The sequence below is a fragment of the Kutzneria kofuensis genome (assembly GCF_014203355.1).
Lineage (GTDB): Bacteria > Actinomycetota > Actinomycetes > Mycobacteriales > Pseudonocardiaceae > Kutzneria > Kutzneria kofuensis.
On record NZ_JACHIR010000001.1, the window covers coordinates 4,877,090 to 4,898,033 of the forward strand.

Annotated in this window: 19 protein-coding genes; 14 read left to right on the plus strand and 5 right to left on the minus strand. The window is 72.0% G+C overall.

Going from position 1 to position 20,944, the window contains the following annotated elements; translation table 11 throughout:
- Nucleotides 1-61: 61 nt before the first annotated feature.
- The gene (locus BJ998_RS22710) at nucleotides 62-961 is read right to left on the minus strand and encodes an esterase/lipase family protein (protein WP_184864618.1); all 900 of its coding nucleotides are present in this window, start codon (nucleotides 959-961) and stop codon (nucleotides 62-64) included.
- Nucleotides 962-1,070: 109 nt separating this feature from the next.
- Here BJ998_RS22710 and BJ998_RS22715 point away from each other — a divergent pair, with 109 nt between their 5' ends.
- The 11 genes from BJ998_RS22715 (at nucleotide 1,071) to BJ998_RS22765 (ending at nucleotide 13,254) form a co-directional block, all read left to right on the plus strand.
- Nucleotides 1,071-2,804: a hypothetical protein gene (locus tag BJ998_RS22715; protein WP_184864620.1), complete on the plus strand. Its 1,734-nt coding sequence runs from the start codon at nucleotides 1,071-1,073 to the stop codon at nucleotides 2,802-2,804.
- Between the two features lie 293 nt (nucleotides 2,805-3,097).
- A complete protein-coding gene (gene sucC / locus BJ998_RS22720) occupies nucleotides 3,098-4,267 on the plus strand; it encodes an ADP-forming succinate--CoA ligase subunit beta (RefSeq protein ID WP_184864622.1) in 1,170 nt (389 codons plus the stop codon).
- 3 nt (nucleotides 4,268-4,270) lie between these two features.
- Entirely contained in the window at nucleotides 4,271-5,158 is an 888-nt protein-coding gene (gene sucD, locus BJ998_RS22725; RefSeq protein WP_184864624.1) for a succinate--CoA ligase subunit alpha, read from the plus strand.
- A gap of 230 nt (nucleotides 5,159-5,388) precedes the next feature.
- Entirely contained in the window at nucleotides 5,389-6,150 is a 762-nt protein-coding gene (locus BJ998_RS22730) for a DUF5336 domain-containing protein (RefSeq protein WP_184864626.1), read from the plus strand.
- Nucleotides 6,151-6,264: 114 nt separating this feature from the next.
- The gene (locus tag BJ998_RS22735) at nucleotides 6,265-7,830 is read left to right on the plus strand and encodes a cell division protein PerM (protein WP_184864628.1); all 1,566 of its coding nucleotides are present in this window, start codon (nucleotides 6,265-6,267) and stop codon (nucleotides 7,828-7,830) included.
- 71 nt (nucleotides 7,831-7,901) lie between these two features.
- On the plus strand, nucleotides 7,902-8,525 hold the full coding sequence (purN, locus tag BJ998_RS22740; RefSeq protein ID WP_246488636.1) for a phosphoribosylglycinamide formyltransferase: 624 nt from the start codon (nucleotides 7,902-7,904) through the stop codon (nucleotides 8,523-8,525).
- Nucleotides 8,522-10,096, plus strand: coding sequence for a bifunctional phosphoribosylaminoimidazolecarboxamide formyltransferase/IMP cyclohydrolase (gene purH, locus BJ998_RS22745; protein WP_184864630.1), 1,575 nt, complete (start codon nucleotides 8,522-8,524; stop codon nucleotides 10,094-10,096). Before purN ends, purH begins: the two co-directional genes overlap by 4 nt.
- Before the next feature lie 247 nt (nucleotides 10,097-10,343).
- On the plus strand, nucleotides 10,344-10,556 hold the full coding sequence (locus BJ998_RS22750; RefSeq protein WP_184864632.1) for a hypothetical protein: 213 nt from the start codon (nucleotides 10,344-10,346) through the stop codon (nucleotides 10,554-10,556).
- A gap of 239 nt (nucleotides 10,557-10,795) precedes the next feature.
- Nucleotides 10,796-11,509: a DnaE2-dependent mutagenesis accessory factor ImuA' gene (imuA', locus tag BJ998_RS22755; protein ID WP_184864634.1), complete on the plus strand. Its 714-nt coding sequence runs from the start codon at nucleotides 10,796-10,798 to the stop codon at nucleotides 11,507-11,509.
- Nucleotides 11,506-13,077: a DNA polymerase Y family protein gene (locus tag BJ998_RS22760; protein WP_184864636.1), complete on the plus strand. Its 1,572-nt coding sequence runs from the start codon at nucleotides 11,506-11,508 to the stop codon at nucleotides 13,075-13,077. The genes imuA' and BJ998_RS22760 overlap by 4 nt, the downstream gene beginning before the upstream one ends.
- Nucleotides 13,078-13,254, plus strand: a complete 177-nt coding sequence (locus BJ998_RS22765; RefSeq protein WP_184864638.1) for a hypothetical protein — start codon at nucleotides 13,078-13,080, stop codon at nucleotides 13,252-13,254.
- 87 nt (nucleotides 13,255-13,341) lie between these two features.
- Here BJ998_RS22765 and BJ998_RS22770 read toward each other — a convergent pair whose 3' ends face one another.
- Nucleotides 13,342-13,887 (minus strand): HD domain-containing protein, encoded by a 546-nt coding sequence (locus tag BJ998_RS22770; protein WP_312890278.1) that lies wholly within the window; start codon nucleotides 13,885-13,887, stop codon nucleotides 13,342-13,344.
- Between the two features lie 76 nt (nucleotides 13,888-13,963).
- On the opposite strand from BJ998_RS22770, the gene BJ998_RS22775 reads away from it, so the two are divergent.
- A complete protein-coding gene (locus BJ998_RS22775; RefSeq protein ID WP_184864642.1) occupies nucleotides 13,964-14,497 on the plus strand; it encodes an EF-hand domain-containing protein in 534 nt (177 codons plus the stop codon).
- 61 nt (nucleotides 14,498-14,558) lie between these two features.
- Here the strand turns inward: BJ998_RS22775 and BJ998_RS22780 are convergent, their stop codons facing one another.
- The gene (locus BJ998_RS22780; protein WP_184864644.1) at nucleotides 14,559-14,900 is read right to left on the minus strand and encodes a hypothetical protein; all 342 of its coding nucleotides are present in this window, start codon (nucleotides 14,898-14,900) and stop codon (nucleotides 14,559-14,561) included.
- Between the two features lie 94 nt (nucleotides 14,901-14,994).
- Nucleotides 14,995-15,708, minus strand: a complete 714-nt coding sequence (locus tag BJ998_RS22785) for an SDR family oxidoreductase (protein ID WP_184864645.1) — start codon at nucleotides 15,706-15,708, stop codon at nucleotides 14,995-14,997.
- Nucleotides 15,709-15,793: 85 nt separating this feature from the next.
- On the opposite strand from BJ998_RS22785, the gene BJ998_RS22790 reads away from it, so the two are divergent.
- Entirely contained in the window at nucleotides 15,794-16,354 is a 561-nt protein-coding gene (locus tag BJ998_RS22790; protein ID WP_221338092.1) for a TetR/AcrR family transcriptional regulator, read from the plus strand.
- Between the two features lie 19 nt (nucleotides 16,355-16,373).
- Nucleotides 16,374-19,682, plus strand: coding sequence for an error-prone DNA polymerase (locus tag BJ998_RS22795; RefSeq protein WP_184864647.1), 3,309 nt, complete (start codon nucleotides 16,374-16,376; stop codon nucleotides 19,680-19,682).
- Between the two features lie 12 nt (nucleotides 19,683-19,694).
- On the opposite strand, the gene BJ998_RS22800 is transcribed toward BJ998_RS22795, so the two are convergent.
- Nucleotides 19,695-20,900: a glycosyltransferase gene (locus BJ998_RS22800; protein WP_184864649.1), complete on the minus strand. Its 1,206-nt coding sequence runs from the start codon at nucleotides 20,898-20,900 to the stop codon at nucleotides 19,695-19,697.
- Between the last annotated feature and the right edge of the window lie 44 nt (nucleotides 20,901-20,944).

The following is a 20,944-nucleotide window of genomic DNA, read 5'->3' on the forward strand; positions in this document are numbered from 1 at the left end:
AAGGTAACGAAGTCGATCCCCTAGGGGCAAGCCCTGGTAGGGGGCCTCGCCCGAACGAGTTTCAGCTTGAGAGCTCGGACGAGGCGCTATGACCGTGCGTGACCGGCAATGTGCGGAGAGGGGTGTACTGGCTGGTAGCCCGTTCGGACGGACGGTCGTGCACACGCACGAGGGAATTGGCGACGAGGCGTGACGCGCGGGAGTCCACGGGCAGGGCCCAGTGACCGACATCACGCAGGCAGTGCTCCTCGATGTCCAGGTCCGGGTGGGTCAGCCGGGCGTTGGACTGGGGCAGCACGATCTGGTCGCTCGGCGTCCACACCGAGATGAACCTGGTCCGGCAGTCGGGTGCCGGCTCGTCCAGCTCGGCCAGCAGCGGCGACCCCGGCCGCAGCTGCCGCGCCAGCCCCGTCGGCAGTAGGTACGCCGCGACCGTGCCCCGATGCGGCGTGCCCAACGTGACCAGCGTGTCGACACGCTCGTCCCCGCCGCGGCGCTGCACGTAGTAGCGCGCGATGAGCCCGCCGAGCGAGTGCCCCACCACGTGCACCCGGTCGGACCCGGTCAGCTCGCAGACCTGCTCGACCTGCTCGCCGAACATCGACGCGGCCGTCCGCACGTCCCCGGTCACGGCGGTCAGCACGCTGTAGTTCACCGCGTGCACCACCCCGAAACCCCGTCGGCGCAGCGCGGCTCCCAGTACCGCGAACACGGAGCGGTTGTCCCCTATTCCGTGCAGCAGCAGGATCGGGGTGCCCGCCGCGTCCATCGCCGAAACCAGCAGTCCGCGGGCGGTCGGCGAGAGGGCGTCGGTCCGGTAGTGGACGTACGGTCCGTCCGGGTGGAGCCGTTCCGCCATTGCACCCCAGGGGTAGAGTGCGGCGTGCGCGGCCAGCCATGCCGATTCGACGGCAACACCCCGGAGGGTGCTGGCCAGTCGACCGAGCACGCCGTTACCCATACAGGTGACGGTAAATTAACTGTGCAACTTTCGCGATACATACCGGTTCACGATTAGTCATCTCCTCGCTACACCGTGCCCTTCCGCGCCGTGTTGTAGGTTCGCCCCCGTGAGTGAGCGGCCGAGGTCCCCACACCCACGTCTCGCCGACAGGCGGGCTGCCCGCGCGAGCGCGCCCGAAAGCGATCCGGAACCGCTGGACACGAGCCTGTGGCCGGCGATCGGGGTCGCCGCCGGCGGGGCCGTGCTCCAGATCGTCGGCCTGGTCATCGGCGTGGTGGACGCCCCCGCCGGCTACACGTCCTGGCCGCTCGCGGCCGTGCTGGCGCTGGTGCCGCCGGTCGCCGCCGTGATCTTCGTCGGCAACCGCCGGCCGGCCGCCGCGAGCGCGCTGCTGGTGGTGTTCGCCGCCGTGTCCGTGGGCCGCGCGGTCGCCGCCGTGCAGCTGGCCGTGGACGCCAGCCGGGTCTCGCGGCCGGACCTCGTCGCCGTGTCCGGGACCGTGCCGCCGAACGCCTCGTTCGGGTTGTGGCTGCTCATCCTCGGTTTTGTCGTCACGGTGGTGGCCGGCGTCCTCGCCCGCGACCGCGACCGGCCCGCCGAGGACGAGCCGCGACGCGGCCTGGTCGTCGGCGCGGCGGCGCTCGGCCTGCTGATCGCGATCGGCCTGGTGATGGCCCCGTTCTCGTCCAGCAATCCGCTGCTGCCCGCCGACGGCGTGTTCGACTCGCCGGCGCTGGCCCTGGTCGGCGGCCTGCTGGTGGCGCTGGTGATGCCGGTCGGCGCGGCCGTCGCGGCGAGCTCCGGCGACGCCGACACGGTCCGCGGCGGCATCCTCGGCGTCGGCCTGGCCGCGCTGGTGGTCGGGCTGCCGCCGGCCGTCGCCGGCTACGTGCTCGCCGAGCTGCACCCGTCCACCGGGCCGTGGATCGCCCTGGTCGGCATCGCGCTGCTGGTGCCGTTCGCGTTCGTCTCGGTGGGACGGCGGGAGAAGTCCCTCGACCAGGACGTCGACCTGCCCGGTCGGGGCAACCTGCACCTCGGGGCCGGCATCGTCGGCCTGCTCGCGGCCGTGTCCGGTCTGGTCGCGGTGGCGCTGCCGTTGCTGTCCCTGCCCAACGACGCCGCCGTGCCCGAGAACTATGCGATCCGGCTGCTCACGCCGGCCAGCGTGCTGGTCGGCGTGCTCGCCGTCGGGCTGCTGGTGCCGGCCTGGGCGGCGCTGGTGCGGCCGGCGTTCTCGGTCGCCTGCGCCGGCATCGTGCTGGCGGTGGCCAGCGGCTTCGACAACGTGCTGTCGGCGACCGGCGTGATCACCAGCAAGGCCACGCCCGGCGCCGGCGTCTGGTTCGGGGCGCTGGCCGTGCTGCTGGCGCTGGTCGCCGTGATCATCGCGACCCTGGCCGGCGCCTCCGAGCGGGAGGACGTCGACCTGTCCGAACTGGAGGGTCGACCCGTCCTCGGCTGGGTCGCCGGGCTGGCCGCGCTGCTGGCCGTCGGGGCCTTCGGATTCCCGGCCGTCACCGGCCCGGACTACGAGTCCGCCGGCCTGTGGACGTTCCGTATCGCCTCGACCGGCTCGGTCGTCGCCCTGGTCGCGGTGATCGTCGCCGCCGCGCTCGCCGCCCGGTCCCGGCCGTCGCGGGGCGCGGCATTGTTGTTCGGCGCCGCCGGGGTGGCGGTGGTGCGGGCCCTGGAGTTCGCGTTCACGGGCGGTCGCGTCGCCGGCTCCGCCCCCGCGCTGGGGACCTGGCTCGCCGTCGGCTGCACTCTGGTCCTTGCCGCCGGCGGCATCCTGGCTGTGTCCATGCCGCGCGTGCCGCGCGGGGCTCGGCCGCTCTAAGCCGGCGCCTTCGCTTGCCGCATTTCGAGCGCCGCATCGGCTCGGCGGTGGGTTGCTTCGGGTGGCGGCGCCCGAAATGCCCCAACCGCTCCAGGCGCCGGCGCGGCCTTCGCGGACGGTCCGTGATTGACCTCACGGCCGTTGTAAGTGACGTCACCGCTCCCGCGTGCGCCTGCGGTTCCGCAGGCCGATAAGGTCGGGCGAGGCCGTTGTCCAGTGGTTTTCTCGGGTGTTGAGCGCCCCATTGACCTAGCGCGCGGCCACGTCCGACACCGACGTCGCAGGAGACCCGAGTGGACCTGTACGAGTACCAGGCGAAGGACCTCTTCGCCGCCCACGGAGTACCGGTGCTGCCGGGCTCCGTGGCCGCCACCCCCGAGGAAGCTCGCGCGATCGCGGAGCAGCTCGGCCAGACCGTCGTCGTCAAGGCGCAGGTCAAGACCGGCGGCCGCGGCAAGGCCGGCGGCGTCAAGCTGGCCGACACCGCCGACGACGCCCAGGCCAAGGCCGAGGCCATCCTCGGGCTGGACATCAAGGGCCACATCACCCGCAAGGTGCTGGTGACCCCCGCCTCGGACATCGCCGAGGAGTACTACGTCTCCTTCCTGCTCGACCGGGCCAACCGCACCTTCCTGGCGATGGCCTCCGCCGAGGGCGGCATGGAGATCGAGCAGCTGGCCGTCGAGCGCCCCGAGGCGCTGGCCAAGGTCCCCGTGGACGCGATCAAGGGTGTGGACCGGGCCAAGGCCGACGAGATCGTCGCCGCCGGCAGGTTCCCGGCCGAGGTCGCCGACCAGGTGGCCGAGGTGCTGGTGCAGCTGTGGCAGACCTTCGTCGGTGAGGACGCCACCCTGGTCGAGGTCAACCCGCTGGTGCGCGACCCCGAGGGCAAGATCGTCGCCCTCGACGGCAAGGTCACCCTCGACGACAACGCCGCGTTCCGCCACGGCACCCACGCCGAGCTGGTCGACCACGCCGCCGAGGACCCGCTGGAGGCCAAGGCCAAGGCCAAGCACCTCAACTACGTCAAGCTGGACGGCCAGGTCGGCATCATCGGCAACGGCGCCGGTCTGGTCATGTCCACCCTGGACGTCGTCGCCTACGCGGGCGAGAAGCACAAGGGCGTCAAGCCGGCGAACTTCCTCGACATCGGCGGCGGCGCGTCCGCCGAGGTGATGGCCAACGGCCTCGAGATCATCCTCGGCGACCCGGACGTGCGCAGCGTCTTCGTCAACGTCTTCGGCGGCATCACCGCCTGCGACGCCGTCGCCAACGGCATCGTCAAGGCGCTGGAGATCCTCGGCGACGAGGCGACCAAGCCGCTGGTCGTCCGGCTGGACGGCAACAACGTCGACGAGGGTCGCCGCATCCTCGCCGAGGCGAACCACCCGCTGGTGACCGTGGTGGACACGATGGACAACGCGGCCGACAAGGCCGCCGAGCTCGCAGCTGCGGGGGTGTGACCGGTGGCGATCTTCCTCACCGCGGACAGCAAGGTCATCGTCCAGGGCATGACCGGCTCCGAGGGCATGAAGCACACCAAGCGCATGCTCGCCTCCGGCACCAACATCGTCGGCGGCGTGAACCCGCGCAAGGCCGGCGAGAAGGTCGACTTCGACGGCCAGGTGGTGCCGGTGTTCGGCACCGTCAAGGAGGCCATCGAGACCACCGGCGCCGACGTCACCGTCGTGTTCGTGCCGCCGGCCTTCACCAAGGCCGCCGTGATCGAGGCCATCGACGCCGAGATCGGCCTGGCCGTCGTGATCACCGAGGGCATCCCGGTGCACGACACCGCCGCGTTCTGGGCGCACGCCGTGGCCACCGGCAACAAGACCCGGATCATCGGCCCGAACTGCCCCGGCATCATCAGCCCCGGCAAGTCCAACGCCGGCATCATCCCGGCCGACATCGCCGGCCCCGGCAAGATCGGCCTGGTGTCCAAGTCCGGCACGCTGACGTACCAGATGATGTACGAGCTGCGGGAGTTCGGCTTCTCCAGCGCGATCGGCATCGGCGGTGACCCGGTCATCGGCACCACCCACATCGACGCGCTCGAGGCGTTCCAGAACGACCCCGAGACCGCCGCCATCGTGATGATCGGCGAGATCGGCGGCGACGCCGAGGAGCGGGCCGCGGCCTTCATCAAGGACAACGTCACCAAGCCGGTCGTCGGCTACGTGGCCGGCTTCACCGCGCCCGAGGGCAAGACCATGGGCCACGCGGGCGCGATCGTGTCCGGCTCCGCCGGCACCGCGGCCGCCAAGAAGGAGGCCCTCGAGGCCGCCGGCGTCAAGGTCGGCAAGACGCCCAGCGAGACCGCCCAGCTGATGCGGGAGATCATCGCCGCGCTCTGAGCTGCGCCCTGTGGGGCGGTCCGCTGCTGCGGGCCGCCCCACAGTCATGTCATCCCCGCCCACCCGCCCACTGGCATGTCATCCCCCCACCCACTGGCACGTCATCCCACCCACCCACTGGTATTTCTCAGCCGATCCGGAGAACCGGCCGTGGTCGGCGTACGTCCTACCGAGTGAATCCGATAGCGTTTTGTCCACGCGCGCCGTCCAGACCAAGGGAGAGCACACCCATGACCTTCCCCTCCGGTGGCCCGGCACCGACCCCGGCCAAGCCGGCGGCGACCCAGGAGCTCGACAAGCTCCTGCACATGGCCGCCGCGGGACTGTCGGTGCTTGTCCTCGTGGCCGGCTTCTTCTCGTTCGCGCCGTCGGTGTCCAGCTACGCCGCCGGCCTCGGCTGGATCCCCGCGCTCTACCTGATCGCCGGCGGCCTGTCCGCCCAGGTGCTGCTGCCCGGCAAGCCCACCAAGCCCGGCCTGCTGCCCGGCCTGGTCGCCGTCGCCGTCACGCTGCCGCTGCTGTTCACGGTGTTCACCGCCGGCGCGACCGCCTGGGGCGCCTACCTGCTGCTCATCCTCGGCGTGCTGACCGCCGCCGCGGCCGTCGGCGGCTACCTCGTCGAGGCCGGTTTCATCAGCGCACCGGCGCCCAAGCCGTACCAGCCGCCGCAGCCCGGCCAGTGGAGCCCGCAGACCGGCGGCTTCCCGCAGCCGCAGCCCGGCCAGCAGCCGTTCGGCCAGCCCGGCCCCGGTTTCGGCCAGGCCACGCAGGTCGTGCCCCAGCCCGGCCAGCCCGGCCAGCAGGGTCAGTTCGGTGCGCCGCAGCAGCCGCAGCAGGCCCCCGCGCCGCAGCCGACCCAGTTCATGTCCCACCCCGGCCAGTTCAGCCAGCCGGCGCCGCCGCCGTCCGCCCCCGGCGGCCAGCAGCAGGGCCAGCAGCAGGGCCAGCAACCCGGCACCCCGCCCGGCGGCTTCACCGCCCCGCAGAGTTGATGCCGCGGAGCTGATGTCCTTCGAAGGGGGCATTCCCGGCGCTAACGCCAGGAATGCCCCCTTCCCTGCGTGGCGCTCACTCGGACGGCTCAGCGTTGATGCCAAAGTGGGACCGTGCCGGTCCTCCAGTCCACACAGCGCCGGCCCGCCGCGCCCGCCCGGCGCCCGGCCCGGTCCCGCCAGGCGCGGGTGCGCGTGCTGGCCTACGCCGCGGTCGCGCCGATCGTCGGCGGCTACGCGATGGTCGCCACGGTGCTCGCGGTGGTCGTCGCCTCGGCGTCCAACATCCAGCTCTCGGCCCCGGGCGTGCTGCTCGCGGCGGTCCCGGGCTGGCTGGCGGCACACCACGTGCCGCTGGGGCTGGGCACGCACTCGTTCGCGGTGCTGCCGCTGCTGCCGACGGCGCTGCTGATGCTGATGGTCGCCCGCTCCGCGTCACGCGCGGCGGGACGGCTGCACCTGCACGAGCCGACGCAGGCACGGCTGGTGGTGTTCCCGATCGCGGCGGCGCACGCCGTAGTGGGTTTGACGATCGCGTTGGTGCTGCGCGACGGTCCCGTGACGGCGAGCCCGCCCGCGGCGTTCTTCGGCTGCGGCGCGCTGTCGGCGCTGGCGGCGACGGTCGGCGTGGCGCGGCGGTGCTGCCTGCTGGACGCGGCGCTGTCGCGGGTGGATCCCGTGGTGCTGCGCGGCCTGCGCGCCGGGGCGATCGGCGTGGCGGCGATGTCCGCGGCCGGCGCGCTCGTGCTGGCGTTCGGCCTGGTCACGCACTGGACGACGGCGACAACCATCTTCGAGCAGAGCGGTTCGGAGCTCGGCAGCGAGTTCGGCATGTTCCTGCTGGCGGTCGCGTACCTGCCCAACGCCATCGTGGCGGCGCTGGCCTTCGCCATGGGGCCCGGCTTCACCATGGGCACGTACTCGGTGGCCCCGCTGCATCTGACGATCGCGAAGGTGCCGGCGGTGCCGCTGTTCGCCGCGGTGCCGGCGCACCAGAGCCGGACGCTGCTCGGCCTGATGCTCGCGCCGCTCGTCGTCGGCGTGTTCCTGGGCTGGGCGTGCCGACGCATCGCGCCACGCCCGCTGGCCCGGCTGCGCGGCATCGCCGTCGCGGCGGCGATGGTCGGTGGGGTGGCGTTCCTGCTCGCGGCGTTGACGGGCGGACGGCTCGGCGGCGGCGTGTTCAGCCCGGTCACGGTGCCAGCCGGCCTGGTCGGCGCGGTGGCCTTCGGCTGGGTGCTGATCCCGGGCGGGTTGGTGGCCTTCTTCGCCGGTCCGAGGCAGGCGCGGAACGTGCGCCCGGTTCCGGAAGCCGGCCCACCGGTGGGCGCACCCGATCCAGAACCCGAGACCGCTCCCGAAACCGAACCTGAAGCCGTCGCCGAAGTCGATCCCGAGACCGACGCCGAAGCCGAAGACCTCGCCGCCGACCAGGAACCCGGAGCGGACGAGCCGGCCGACCTCGAAGACGGTGAAGAGGACGTCGAGGACCTCGACGAGGAACCCGAGGACGAGTTCGAGGACGAGGCCGACTTCGAGGACGATCCGGAGGACGACATCGTCGCCGAACTCGAGGCCGAGGCGGACGCCGAACTGGCCGCCGAGGACGACCTCGATGACGGCGAGGACGAGGCCGACGGCGATGAGGATCACTCGCCGGCCGAGTCCGGCGACAAGTAGCCGGACCTGGGCGTGAGCCCCGAAACCCGACCACTTACGCTGGCCATGACCGTGACCCGGCTCGCCAGGAGTTGACCCTGAGCACTCTGCACCGCGCCCGCGTCGTCGTGTTCGTCTCCGGTTCCGGCACCCTGTTGCAGGCCCTGCTGGACGCCGCCGCGACCGACGACTACCCGGCGGACATCGTCGCCGTCGTCGCCGACCGGGACGGCATCGAGGGGCTGGCCCGCGCCGAGCGTGCCGGCGTGCCCACGCACGTCGTGAAGCTGCGCGACCACGCCGACCGGGCCGCCTGGGACCAGGCCCTGGCCGATCTGGTCGAGACGCTGCGCCCGGACCTGATCGTGCTGGCCGGCTTCATGAAGCTGCTCGGCGACCCGTTCATGGACCGCTTCGGCGACCGGGTGATCAACTCGCATCCGGCGCTGTCGCCCGCCTTCCCCGGCGCGCACGCGGTGCGCGACGCGCTGGCCTACGGCGTGCGGGTCACCGGCTGCACCGTGTTCCTGGTGGACCGCGGCGTGGACACCGGGCCGATCCTGGTCCAGGAGGCCGTGCCGGTCGACGTCGACGACGACGAGGCCGTGCTGCACGAACGCATCAAAAAGGTGGAGCGGCGACTGCTGGTCGACGTGGTCGCCCGACTGGCCCGCGAGGGCTGGACCCTTCACGGACGAAAGGTGAGCATCCCGTGACCGAGGCAGGAACCGCGGCACGCCGTCCCGTGCGCCGCGCGCTGATCGGCGTTTCGGACAAGGCCGGACTGCTGGAGCTGGCCACCGGGTTGCACGAGGCCGGCGTGGAGATCGTCTCCACCGGCGGCACCGCGAAGGCGATCGCCGACGCGGGCGTGCCGGTGGTGCCGGTGGAGCAGGTGACCGGCTTCCCGGAGTCGCTGGAGGGCCGGGTCAAGACGCTGCACCCGAGCGTGCACGCCGGCCTGCTGGCCGACACCCGCAAGCCCGACCACCTCCGGCAGCTCGAGGAGCTCGGCATCGCCGCGTTCGACCTGCTCGTGGTGAACCTGTACCCGTTCACCCAGACCGTGGCCTCCGGCGCGAGCCCGGACGAGTGCGTCGAGCAGATCGACATCGGCGGGCCGGCGATGGTGCGGGCCGCCGCCAAGAACCACCCCAGCGTCGCCGTCGTGGTCGACCCCGCCCGCTACGGCTGGGTGCTGGAGAACGTGCGGGCCGGCGGCTTCACGCTCGCCGACCGGCAGCGGCTGGCCGCCGCCGCGTACCGGCACACCGCGTCCTACGACGTGGCCGTGGCGTCGTGGATGGGCAACGTGCTCGCCCCCGACGATGAGGGCTCGGGCTTCCCGGGTTGGGTCGGCGCCACCTGGGAGCGGTCCAACGTGCTGCGCTACGGCGAGAACCCGCACCAGAAGGCCGCGCTGTACGTCTCCGGCGACGGCCGGGGTGGGCTGGCCACCGCGCAGCAGTTGCACGGCAAGGAGATGTCGTACAACAACTACGTGGACGCCGACGCCGCGTGGCGCGCCGCCCACGACCACACCGCCCCGTGCGTGGCGATCATCAAGCACGCCAACCCGTGCGGCATCGCCGTTTCCGGCGACATCGCCGACGCGCACCGCAAGGCCCACGCCTGCGACCCGGTCAGCGCATTCGGCGGCGTGATCGCGGCCAACCGCGAGGTCACGGTCGAGATGGCCGAGCAGGTCGCGGAGATCTTCACCGAGGTCATCGTCGCTCCGTCCTATGCGGACGGTGCGGTGGACGTGCTGGCGCGCAAGAAGAACGTGCGGATCCTGGTCGCGCAGCCGCCGGTGCGCGGCGGCGCCGAGTTCCGGGCCGTGTCCGGCGGGCTGCTGATGCAGACCGTGGACACCATCGAGGCCGACGGCGACGACCCGGCCAAGTGGACGCTGGCCACCGGCGCCGCCGTGGACGAGGACACCCTGGCCGACCTGCACTTCGCGTGGCGCGCCTGCCGGGCCGTGAAGTCCAACGCCATCCTGCTCGCGCACGACGGCGCCACCGTCGGGGCCGGCATGGGCCAGGTCAACCGGGTCGACGCCGCCCGCCTCGCGGTGGCCCGCGCCGGGGACCGCGCCAAGGGCTCCGTCGCCGCCTCCGACGCGTTCTTCCCGTTCCCCGACGGGCTTCAGGTGCTGCTCGACGCCGGCGTGAAGGCCGTCGTGCAGCCCGGCGGCTCGGTCCGGGACGCCGAGGTCATCGCCGCCGCCGAGGCGGCCGGCATCGCCCTCTACCTCACCGGGACGCGCCACTTCGCCCACTGAGCTTTTGGCGCGCGTTCCGCGCGCTGGCTCGGCCCCTTCGGGGGCCGGTGCCTCGCCCTTGCCGGATGTCGCCCGCCGCGTCGGCTTGGGTGGGTGCGTGCGTTGGGTGGCGGCGGTCGAAATCCGCCAACCGGGCGAAGCACCGGCGGGGCCGAGCCCTCACCTGTGTTGGCGGGAGGGCGGCCGCCGTTGATGCTCGGAAGGGGGCTTTCCTGGCGTTGAGTGCCAGGAAAGCCCCCTTCATCACATGTCGCGGAGCTCCAGCACGAACTCCGCCGCGCAGGCCGCCGTGCACGGCCAGGGTTGGCCGCAGACGGCGCAGGCGGTGTCGGTGCACTGGTGCGTCGTGAGCACTTCGGCCGCGTGGCGCCGGTACCGCGCCAGCGTGTCGTTCCAGGCGTTCCTCGATGTCGTCGGTGTGGGCTCCATTGCCATCACGACCTCCACTCGGCTGTGCTGAAAACAGTGTGCGCCAGGTCACTCCAGGGTGAGTGGATGATCACTCCATAGGCGTGTCCCTGCCGCTTGACGGCCACTGTCACGGTGGTGTCTACTTAGCCCATCGGTTCGAACGTGAGTTCGAACCAGGAGGTGGTTCGGATCGGGGTCCGACCAGCTCCGAAACCGCCGTCTTCCCCACGGCGGGCCGCAGGTGCAGGGGTGCGCACGCGGCCGTGACAGTGGGTGAGGAGGTGGCTGGTGTCCGGGTCGGCAACGGCGTCGTTGACCGCGCTCAACGGGGTGAGCGCAGCCAATGAGCTGGCCCAGGCGCCAGTGGGGAAGGCACTGCCGGTCCTGGACGGGCTGGCCGGCCTGTTGCCGTGGGGCGGCCTGCGGCGCGGAAGCACCGTGGTGGTGCGCGGGTCCACCACGCTGTTGCTCGCGCTGCTGGCCGCCGCCACGGCCGAAGGTTCCTGGGCGGCCGTGGTGGGTCTGCCCAATCTCGGCCTGGTGGCCGCATCCGAGCTGGGTGTTGTCGTGCACCGCCTCGCGCTGGTGCCCGCGCCCGGCTCCGAACTCGTTCCGGTGACCGCGGCCCTGCTGGACGGCCTCGACCTGGTGGCGGTGGCCAAGCAGCCGCCCGCCGCCGAGGCGCGCCGGCTGTCGGCCCGGGCCCGGCACCGCGGCTCGGTGCTCATCCCCGTCGGCGGCTGGCCCGGCGCGGATCTCGAACTCGACGGCACCGGCCGCTGGTCCGGGTTGGGCAATGGCCACGGCCGCCTGCACACGCGGGAACTGACCGTGCGGTCGCGCGGCCGTGGCGCGGCGGCCCGCGGCAGCCAGGTGCGGCTCACCCTGCCCGGCGGGCGTGCGATCAGCCTGCCGACGGACAGGCCCGGGCTGATCTTGCCTCCCGACAAGCCCGGTGTGCCGCCTTCCGACAAGCCCCGGCTTCGGCAGGTGGTCTCGTGACGGCCGTGCGCACGCTCGTGGTCTGGTGCCCGGACTGGCCGGTACTGGCGGCGACCAAGGCCGCCGGCCTGCCCTCGCACGTGCCGGCGGCGGTGCTGGCCAACAACCGGGTCGTCGCGTGCTCGGCGGTGGCCCGCGCGGAGGGCATCCGGCGCGGCGACCGCAAGCGCAGCGCCCAAGGGCGATGCCCGGAGCTGGCCGTGTTCGAGGAGGACCCGGCGCGTGACGCCCGCGTGTTCGAGCCGGTCGCGGCGGCCGTGGAGAAGCTGGCCACCGGCATCGAGGTGGTGCGCCCCGGCATCGTGGCCCTGCCGGTGCGCGGGCCCGCCCGCTACTACGGCTCCGAGGCGGCGGTCGCCGAGCGGCTGATCGACCAGGTGGCGTCCGAATGCGACCTGGAGTGCCAGGTCGGGGTGGCCGACGGCCTGTTCGCCGCCACCCTCGCCGCCCGGCGCGGGCTGCTGGTGCCCGCCGGCGGCAGCGCCGAGTTCCTGGCGCCGCTGAGCACCATGGAGCTCAGCCCGCCCGGCGGTCCGGACCGCACCGACTTCGTCGACCTGCTGCGCCGGCTCGGGCTGCGCACCCTCGGCGCGTACGCCGCGTTGAGCGAGCGTGACGTGGCCTCACGCTTCGGCGCCGACGCCGTGGCCACCCACCGGCTCGCCCGTGGCCTGGAGGAACGGCCCCCGGCCAGGAGACGAACGCCACCGGAGCTTTCGGTAACGCATTCGCCCGATCCACCGCTAGACCGCGTGGACGCCGCCGCGTTCGCCGCGCGTGCGCTCGCGGAGCTGCTGCACGAGAAACTCGCGGCTCGGGGGCTGGCCTGCACCAGGCTCGGCGTCCACGCGAGCACGGACAACGGTGAGGAGCTGGGCAGGGTGTGGCGTTGCGCCGAGCCGCTCACCCCCACCGGCATCGCCGACCGGGTGCGCTGGCAGCTGGACGGGTGGCTGCGGGCCGCCCCGGGGACCCGGCCCAGCGCCGGCATCACCACACTGTGGCTGGACCCCGTCGAGGTGGTCGACGCCACCGCGCTGCAGCTAGGGCTGTGGCACGGGGGCAATGAGGATCCGGGAACCGGGGCGGAGCGCGCCAGCCGGGCCCTGGTCAGGGTGCAGGGGCTGCTCGGTCCCGATGGCGTTGTCACCGGGGTGCTCGGTGGCGGACGCGGGCCATCGGACCGGGTCCGGTACGTGCCGTGGGGCGAGGAACGCCTGCCCGGCGCCGATCCGGATGCACCGTGGCCGGGCCGGCTGCCGTCGCCCTCCCCGGCGACCGTGCCGGCCGAACCGGTGGCCGCCGTGGTGCTCGACGCCTCGGCGGCCCCGGTCGGCGTCAGCGGGCGGCAGCTGCTCACCGGGGTTCCCGCCGCCGTGTCCGTCGGCGGCGGGCCCGCGCGGGCCGTGCTGGCGTGGGCCGGGCCGTGGGCCGCGGAAGAGGCCTGGTGGGACCGGGGCGGCCGTCGCCGGGCCCGGCTTCAGGTGCTGCTGGACGGAGTCGAACAGACCGCGCTGCTGCTGGTCCGTGAGGGCCGGGCGTGGGCGGTGGAAGGGGTGTACGACTAGATGAGCGACGACCAGTGGGAGACCGCGGCGTGGGAGTCTCAGCGTGACCCGTGGTTCACCGAGCCCGAGTGGCCGGTCCGGCAGCCCTCGCTGCCGGCGTGGTCGGCGCGGGAGTTCGGCCAGCAGGCCGTGATCCCCCTGCCCCGCCGTTCCCCCGAGTGGCTCGACCGCCCCTGACCCCGGCGAGTCCGCCCAGCGTCACACCGAACGTGTGAAACGGATTCAGGCATTCGATGTGACTGTGGGCGGGACTCGCCGGGTTGGTCAGATCGGGTACGACGCCTGAAAGGCAAGCCGATGGTCGGCAGCGGCGGCGATGCGGTCCAGCTCGTCGTCCAACTCCAGAAACGCCTGCCAGGGTTCGCCGTCCAGCCGGGCGACGATGAGCTGTTCGAGGTCGGGGACGCGCTTGGCCTTCCAGATCTTGTCGGCGAGGCTGACCACCAGATCCTCGGCGGTGATGCCGGGCTCGGCCCATGACGCATGGGTGGCGGCGAAGCGGGCGAGCTCCGGGGGAATGCCTTGGGCGAGCAGGAGATCACGGCCGGCGGGCTCGTGGCGGTGGCCGGGGGCGGACAGCTCCTCGACGTGCACGACCTTGCCGATGTCGTGGGTGGCGGCGCCGAAGTGCACGGCGTCGACGTCGAGGGGGAGGCGGCCGGAGAACCAGTCGGTCAGCTGCACGGCGACGTCGTGCACGGCGCGAAGGTGGGCGGCGAGGCGAGGTGGGGCGGAAAGCCGGAGGAGCAGCTCCGAGGCGGCAGAAGGCAGGGGGCGGAGGTCGGAGTCGGCCAGGGCACGGCGCAGCACACGGTCCAAGGTAACCGTCCACTGCACACAAGCGGCCGATTGCCGGGCGGCTACACCGAATGCCAGCCTTGACGGCATGTCGAGCGACTTCCAACGCAGCAAGGTCGCCGGCGTCTTCAGCGCCATGGACGTCGACGGAGACGGCTTCCTCACCGAACAGGACTTCCGCGCCCTGACCGACCGCTGGACGGGAATCCGGGGCTGGGCCCCGGGAACCGAGGGCCACGACAAGCTGACCGGGGTCATGATGGGCTGGTGGCGAACGCTGCTGGCGGCGTCCGATCAGGACCGTGACGACAAGGTCACGCTGGACGTGGTGTTGCGGGTGGTGGACGGCCTCCAGCAGCAGCCGGAGGCGGTCCGGGGCACGGCGAACGCGATGTTCGACGCGGTCGACGAGAACGCGGACGGCGCGATCTCGGCGGCGGAGTACCGGCAGGCGATCGAGGCCTGGACCGGGAAACCCACGGACACCGACGACATCTTCCCGGTCCTCGACCTCAACGGCGACGGTCACCTGTCCCGCGAGGAGTTCGCGGAGCTGTGGACGGAGTTCTGGGCCGGCGACAACCCGAACGCGCCGGGCAGTCTGGTTTTCGGACGCGTGTAATCCACTGTGGACGGTCGCGCCGGCAGGATCGGCGCGCCGTCCGCCGAGTGGCAGGGGATTCCTACGGTTCGGCGCCTTCGGGCATGGAGGCGGACTGCCAGCCGTAGTCCTGCTGCCACGCCTCGCCGTGCGCCCACGCCACGAACAGCGCGGTGACGTCGGCGGGCTCGTCCAACTCCGTCCACACGTCCTGGCCGTCCCGCCGCTCGACCAGGAACGGACTGTCCGCCTCGCGCCAGGTCTGCAGGTACACGCCGGGTTCCCGCTCGGCGACGGCGAACCGGTCGCCGGCGCCGCCGATCCGCTCCATCAGGGCATGCAGTTCGGCGACGGTGGGAGTGGACAGCGCGGAGCCGTCCTCGGTGGCCACGGTGATCGGCAGGGGGTCGTTCGCTCGTTCCACCGCCCCATTTTCCCAGGCCGGCAGCCAAAAATCGCCCCTTACCGGCAAAAAGACCCCTGACCTGCGGTGATCACCGCCACCGGCCCAGGGGTGCCTACTGCACCTGGCCGGTGGGGCGCAGCAGGATCTCGTTCACGGAGACGTGTTCGGGCTGGCCGACGGCGTACAGCACGGCGGCGGCGACGTCCTCGGGGCGCAGGGTGCGCATCGACCGGTACCGCTGCTGCACCATGTCCCGCAGACCGGGGTCGCCGACCTGGGCGATGATCTCAGTGTCGACCATGCCGGGCTCGATCGACACCACCCGCACGCCCTGGGTGGTGACCTCCTGTCGCAGTGATTCGGTGAAGGCGTTCACGCCGAACTTGGTGGCGCCGTAGACCCCGCCCATGGCGTACGCGAACCGGCCGGCGGTGGAGGAGATCTGCACGATGGTTCCCTTGCGGGCCAACAGGTACGGCAGCACGGCGTGGGTCACGTAGAGCGTGCCGAGCAGGTTGGTGGCCACCATGCGCTCCCAGCCCGCGGTGTCCGCGCCGGCGACGGGGCCGCTGTCCATCACACCGGCGTTGTTCACCACTATGTCCAGCCCGCCGAAGTGCTCGACGGCCGCGGCGACGGCGTCGCGGGCCGACTGCCGGTCGGTGACGTCCAGCTCCAGCGCCAGCACCTCGCCGCCCAGCTCCTTGAGCCGGTCGACCCGGCGCGCCCCGGCGGCGACCTTCACGCCCGCCGTGGCCAGCGCTCGCGCGGTGGCCGCGCCGATACCCGACGAAGCCCCGGTGACCAGGGCGATCTTTCCCCGCACGACATCCTCCTGAGTTAACCGGACCGGGTGGTCACTTTCGACCGTAGCAGATAACCGGACCGGTTGGTCAGGTTAGAATCGACTCGTGAGAGCCGACGCCGTGCGCACCCGGAAGCAGTTGCTGGACGCCGCCTTTGCGATGTTCGCGGAGCGCGGCGCGGAGGTGTCGGTCGCCGAGATCGCGGAGCGGGCCGGCATCGGCAAGGGCACGGTGTTCCGGCACTTCGCCACCAAGGAGGACCTGATCGCGGCGATCGTCGGTGACCTGATCGACGACCTGGTCGAGGCGGCGGAAAGTCGCCATGACGCCGTTGATCCGACCGCCGCGCTGCGGGAGTTCATGACCTACGGCGTCGCGCGTCTGGTCGACAACCAGGCGCTGTGCGACGTGGCCGGCGGCTCGGTGCGGCATCTGGACGTGGAGGCCGGTGTGGCGCGACTGGCGGATGCCGTGCACGTGCTGGTGGGGCGGGCGCGGGTGCGCGGTGAGCTCACCGGCCGGGACGTGGTGCTCCTGATGACCGGCGTGCACAAGGCGGCCGCGCCGCTGCGGGACGCCGAACCCGACCTGTGGCGGCGCTACCTGGGCTTTCTCCTCGACGGCCTGCTTGACACGACGAGCTCAGCACCGCATAGTCGAACATGAGTTCGGGAGGTGCGCCGCAATGGGCTGGAACAATCCGCCGATACGGTGGCGCGACCTCGAACGGACCCTGTCCGGCCGTCCCGGCGTGACCCCGGACGGCGGTGACGCCCCCGGCTACAGCCGCAAGCGGGACGGCTACGAGAAGCCGACGGACATGCCGGCGCAGATGTCGCCGGAGACCACGGTGTACGGCGACCGCAAGCGGGTGCCGTACGCGGAACTGCACTGCCACTCCAACTTCAGCTTCCTCGACGGGGCAAGCCATCCCGAGGAGCTGATCGAGGCCGCGGGGCGGATGCGGCTGGACGCGATCGCGCTCACCGACCACGACGGCATGTACGGCGTGATCAGGTTCGCCGAGGCGGCCAAGGAGGTCGGCATCCGGACCGTGTTCGGCTCGGAGCTCAGCCTCGGCCTTTCCATGCCGCAGAACGGGATCGCCGACCCGGAGGGCAACCACCTGCTGGTGCTGGCCCGCAACCCGGAGGGCTACGCGTCGCTGTGCCGGGCGATCACCAAGGCGCAGTTGGACGGCAAGGAGAAGGGCCGCCCGGTCTACGACCTGGCCGAGGTGGCGGCCGAGTCGAACGACAACTGGGCCGTGCTCACCGGCTGCCGCAAGGGAACCGTGCGCACGGCGCTCGCGCACGAAGGCCCCGAGGGCGCCGAACGTGAGCTGCGAAGGCTGATCTCCTTGTTCGGCAGGAGAAACGTGTACGTGGAGCTGACCGATCACGGCCTGCCGGAGGACACCGACCGCAACGATCTGCTGGTCGAGCTGGCGAAGAAGTGCGGAGTCCAGTACCTGGCCACGAACAACGTGCACTTCGCGACGCCGGCCCGCAGCCGGCTGGCCGGCGCGCTGGCGGCGGTGCGGGCGCGGCGCAGCCTCGACGAGATGGCCGGCTGGCTGCCGGCGTCGAGCGCCGCGCACCTGCGCACCGGCGAGGAGATGATGGCCCGCTTCCACCGCTACCCGGAGGCCGTGCACAACGCCGCCATCCTGGGCGTGCAGTGCGCCTTCGACCTCGATCTGCTGGCGCCGAAGCTGCCGCCGTACCCGGTGCCGCCGGGGCACAGCGAGATGAGCTACCTGCGCTTCCTGACAATGCGCAACGCCCGCAAGAAGTACGGGCCATCCGACGCGAATCCCAAGGCTTACCAACAGCTTGAGCACGAGCTGAAGGTGATCGGCGACCTGGGCTTCCCCGGCTACTTCCTGATCGTCTGGCACATCGTGGAGTTCTGCCGGCGGGCCGACATCCTCTGCCAGGGCCGGGGATCCGCCGCCAACTCGGCGGTCTGCTACGCGCTGGGCATCACCAACGTCGACGCCGTCGAGTACAACCTGCTGTTCGAGCGGTTCCTCGCGCCGGCCCGGGACGGGCCACCCGACATCGACCTGGACATCGAGTCCGACCGCCGCGAGGAGGTCATCCAGTACGTCTACCAGACGTACGGCCGCACCTGCGCCGCGCAGGTGGCGAACGTGATCTCCTACCGGGCCAAGTTCGCCGTCCGCGACATGGCCCGTGCGCTGGGCTACTCCTCGGGGCAGCAGGACGCGTGGACCAAGCAGATCGACCGCTGGGGGCCGCTGAAGACGACCGAGCAGGAGCGCGACCACGACATCCCGGACCTGGTGGTGGACCTGGCCAACCAGTTGGAGGGCTTCCCACGGCACCTGGGCATCCACTCCGGCGGCATGGTGATCTGCGACCGGCCGGTGAGCGAGGTCTGCCCGGTGGAGTGGGCCCGCATGGAGAACCGGTCGGTTCTCCAGTGGGACAAGGACGACTGTGCGCTGGCCGGCCTGGTCAAGTTCGACCTGCTCGGCCTGGGCATGCTGTCGGCGCTGCACTACGCCGTGGACCTGGTGCAGGACTTCGAGGGCGAGACGGTCGATCTGTCCAAACTGGACCTGAACGACCAGAAGGTCTACGACATGCTGTGCAAGGCCGACACCGTGGGCGTGTTCCAGGTGGAGAGCCGGGCGCAGATGGCGACGCTGCCCCGGTTGAAGCCACGCGAGTTCTACGACCTGGTGGTGGAGGTGGCGCTGATCCGGCCCGGCCCGATCCAGGGCGGCTCGGTGCACCCGTACATCCGGCGGCGCAACAAACAGGAACCGGTGAAGATCGACCACCCGCTGCTGGAGAAGGCGCTGCGGCGGACGCTGGGCGTGCCGCTGTTCCAGGAGCAGCTGATGCAGATGGCGGTGGACGTGGCCGACTTCAGCCCGGCCGAGGCCGACGAGCTGCGCCGGGCGATGGGCGCCAAGCGGTCCACGTACCGGATGGAGCGGCTGCGGGAGCGCTTCTACTCGGGCGCGGCGGCCAACGGCATCACCGGCGAGCTGGCCGACGAAATCTTCCGGAAGTTGTTGGCGTTCGCCAACTTCGGCTTCCCGGAGAGCCACGCACTCAGCTTCGCGCACCTGGTGTTCGCCTCCGCGCACCTGAAGCTGTACCACCCGGCGGCGTTCTGCGCGGCGCTGCTGCGGGCGCAGCCGATGGGCTTCTACTCGCCGCAGTCGCTGGTCGCGGACGCCCGCCGGCACGGCGTCACCGTGCACGGGCCGGACATCAACGTCAGCCTGTCGCACGCCACGCTGGAGCATCCCGGCCCGTCGGTCCGGCTCGGCATCGGCACGATCCGCACCATCGGCGAGAAGCTGGCGGAGCGGATCATCGACGAGCGGGAGGCGAACGGCCCGTACCGCACCATGGTCGACCTGGCCGGCCGGATCGGGCTGACCACGCCACAACTGGAGGCGCTGGCCACCGCGGGAGCCTTTGCCGGCTTGGGGTTGGAGCGTCGCGAGGCGTTGTGGGCGGCGGGCGCGGCGGCCCGGGAACGCGCGGGTCGGCTGCCCGGGACGGTCGTCGGCACGGACGCGCCGATGCTGCCCGGCATGGACGAGGTGGAGGTCGCCGCCGCGGACGTGTGGGCGACCGGCGTCTCACCGGACAGCTACCCGATCCAGTTCGTCCGCGGGAAGTTGACCGAGATGGGCGCGGTCCCGGTGGCGGAACTGGGCAAGGTGGAGGACAAGACCAGGGTTCTGGTCGGCGGCGCGATCACCCACCGGCAGCGGCCGGCGACCGCCGGCGGCGTCACGTTCCTCAACGTCGAGGACGAGACCGGCATGCTGAACGTGGTGTGCAGCGAGGGATTGTGGCGGCGCTACCGCAGGATCGCCCGCACCAGCTCGGCTGTGCTGGTGCGGGGCGTCCTGGAGAAGGCGGAGGGCGTGATCAGCCTGCAGGCCGATCAGCTGCGGCACCTGGACATCCGCGTGCCCTCCACCTCGCGGGACTTCCGTTGACGCGGGGCGTCGTCACCGACTGATCGCGTCGAGCAGCAGCTTCGCGGCCACCGTCGCCCCGTCGGTGCTGATCATGTCGGCCACGGCCTTCGCACGGGCGTGGGTCTCGGGCGTCAGGGCCGTCGTGAGTGCGTCCGAAAGGGACTCGAAGGTCGGAGTGGGACTGTCGTGCATCGCGCCGATGCCCAGCTCGGCCACCCGCCGGCCCCAGTGCGGCTGGTCCCAGAACTGGGGTACCACCACCTGGGGCGCCCCGGCCCGGGCGGCCGTCGTGGTGGTGCCGGCACCGCCGTGATGGATGACGGCGGCCACCCGGGCGAACAGGGCCTGATGGTTGGCCTCGCCGACCGCGAAGCAGTCGTCCTGATCGTCGATCAGCGCCAGGTCGGCCCAGCCGTGGGAGATCAGCGCACGGCGGCCCTGCGCGCGGAGCGCCTCGACGGCCACCTGGGCAACGTCTTCCGAGCCACGCATCGGCATGCTGCCGAAGCCCACGTACACCGGTGGCGCGCCGGCGTCCAGGAATGCCACCAACTCGGCCGGCAGCGGGCGCTGGTCCGGCATGATCCATGCGCCGGTCTGCACGACGTCGAAATCCGTCAACTCCTGCCACGGCCCCAACGTCGAGTCCGCCGCCAGCCATGGCCGGTCGGTCAGGACGTGGTCGCGGACGTCCGCCACCGGTGGCAGGCCGATCGACGCCCGCTGGGCGTTGAGCGGCACGCCGTACATCGCGTTCATGAACTGGGCGTCCCGGTCCCACAATGTCCGGTTGTCGGTCACGCCCGGTGCGTGCACGCCCGGCCGCGGCGGCGGCGGGTAGTGCGGCGACGGCAGTTCGAACGGGTGGTAGCACGTGTACACGTAGCGGATGCCCAGTTTCTCGGCCACCGACCGCGCGGCGGCCGGCATGAAGCCGGTCGCCACCAACGCGTCGCAGCCCTCGGCCGCCGCGGCGGCCGTGTCGAAGTACTCGGCGATCAACTCGGCCGCCAGCTGGGCGCCCGATGCCGGCGGCGTCGCCCCGGTCAGCAGCGCGCGCATCGACTTGCGGAAGGGCACCAGCGGCACATCGACACCGGCCAGCAGCTCCGCGAACTCCTCGTCCGGCGGTGCGCACACCCGCACCGCCACGCCGAGCGCCCGCAACTGCACGGCCAGCCCCACCAGCGGTTGGACGTCACCGCGAGATCCGTACGAAATCAACAAAACGCGCATCTCGCGACTCCCAACGTGCAGTTCGGCGTGACTGGCAGTGACGT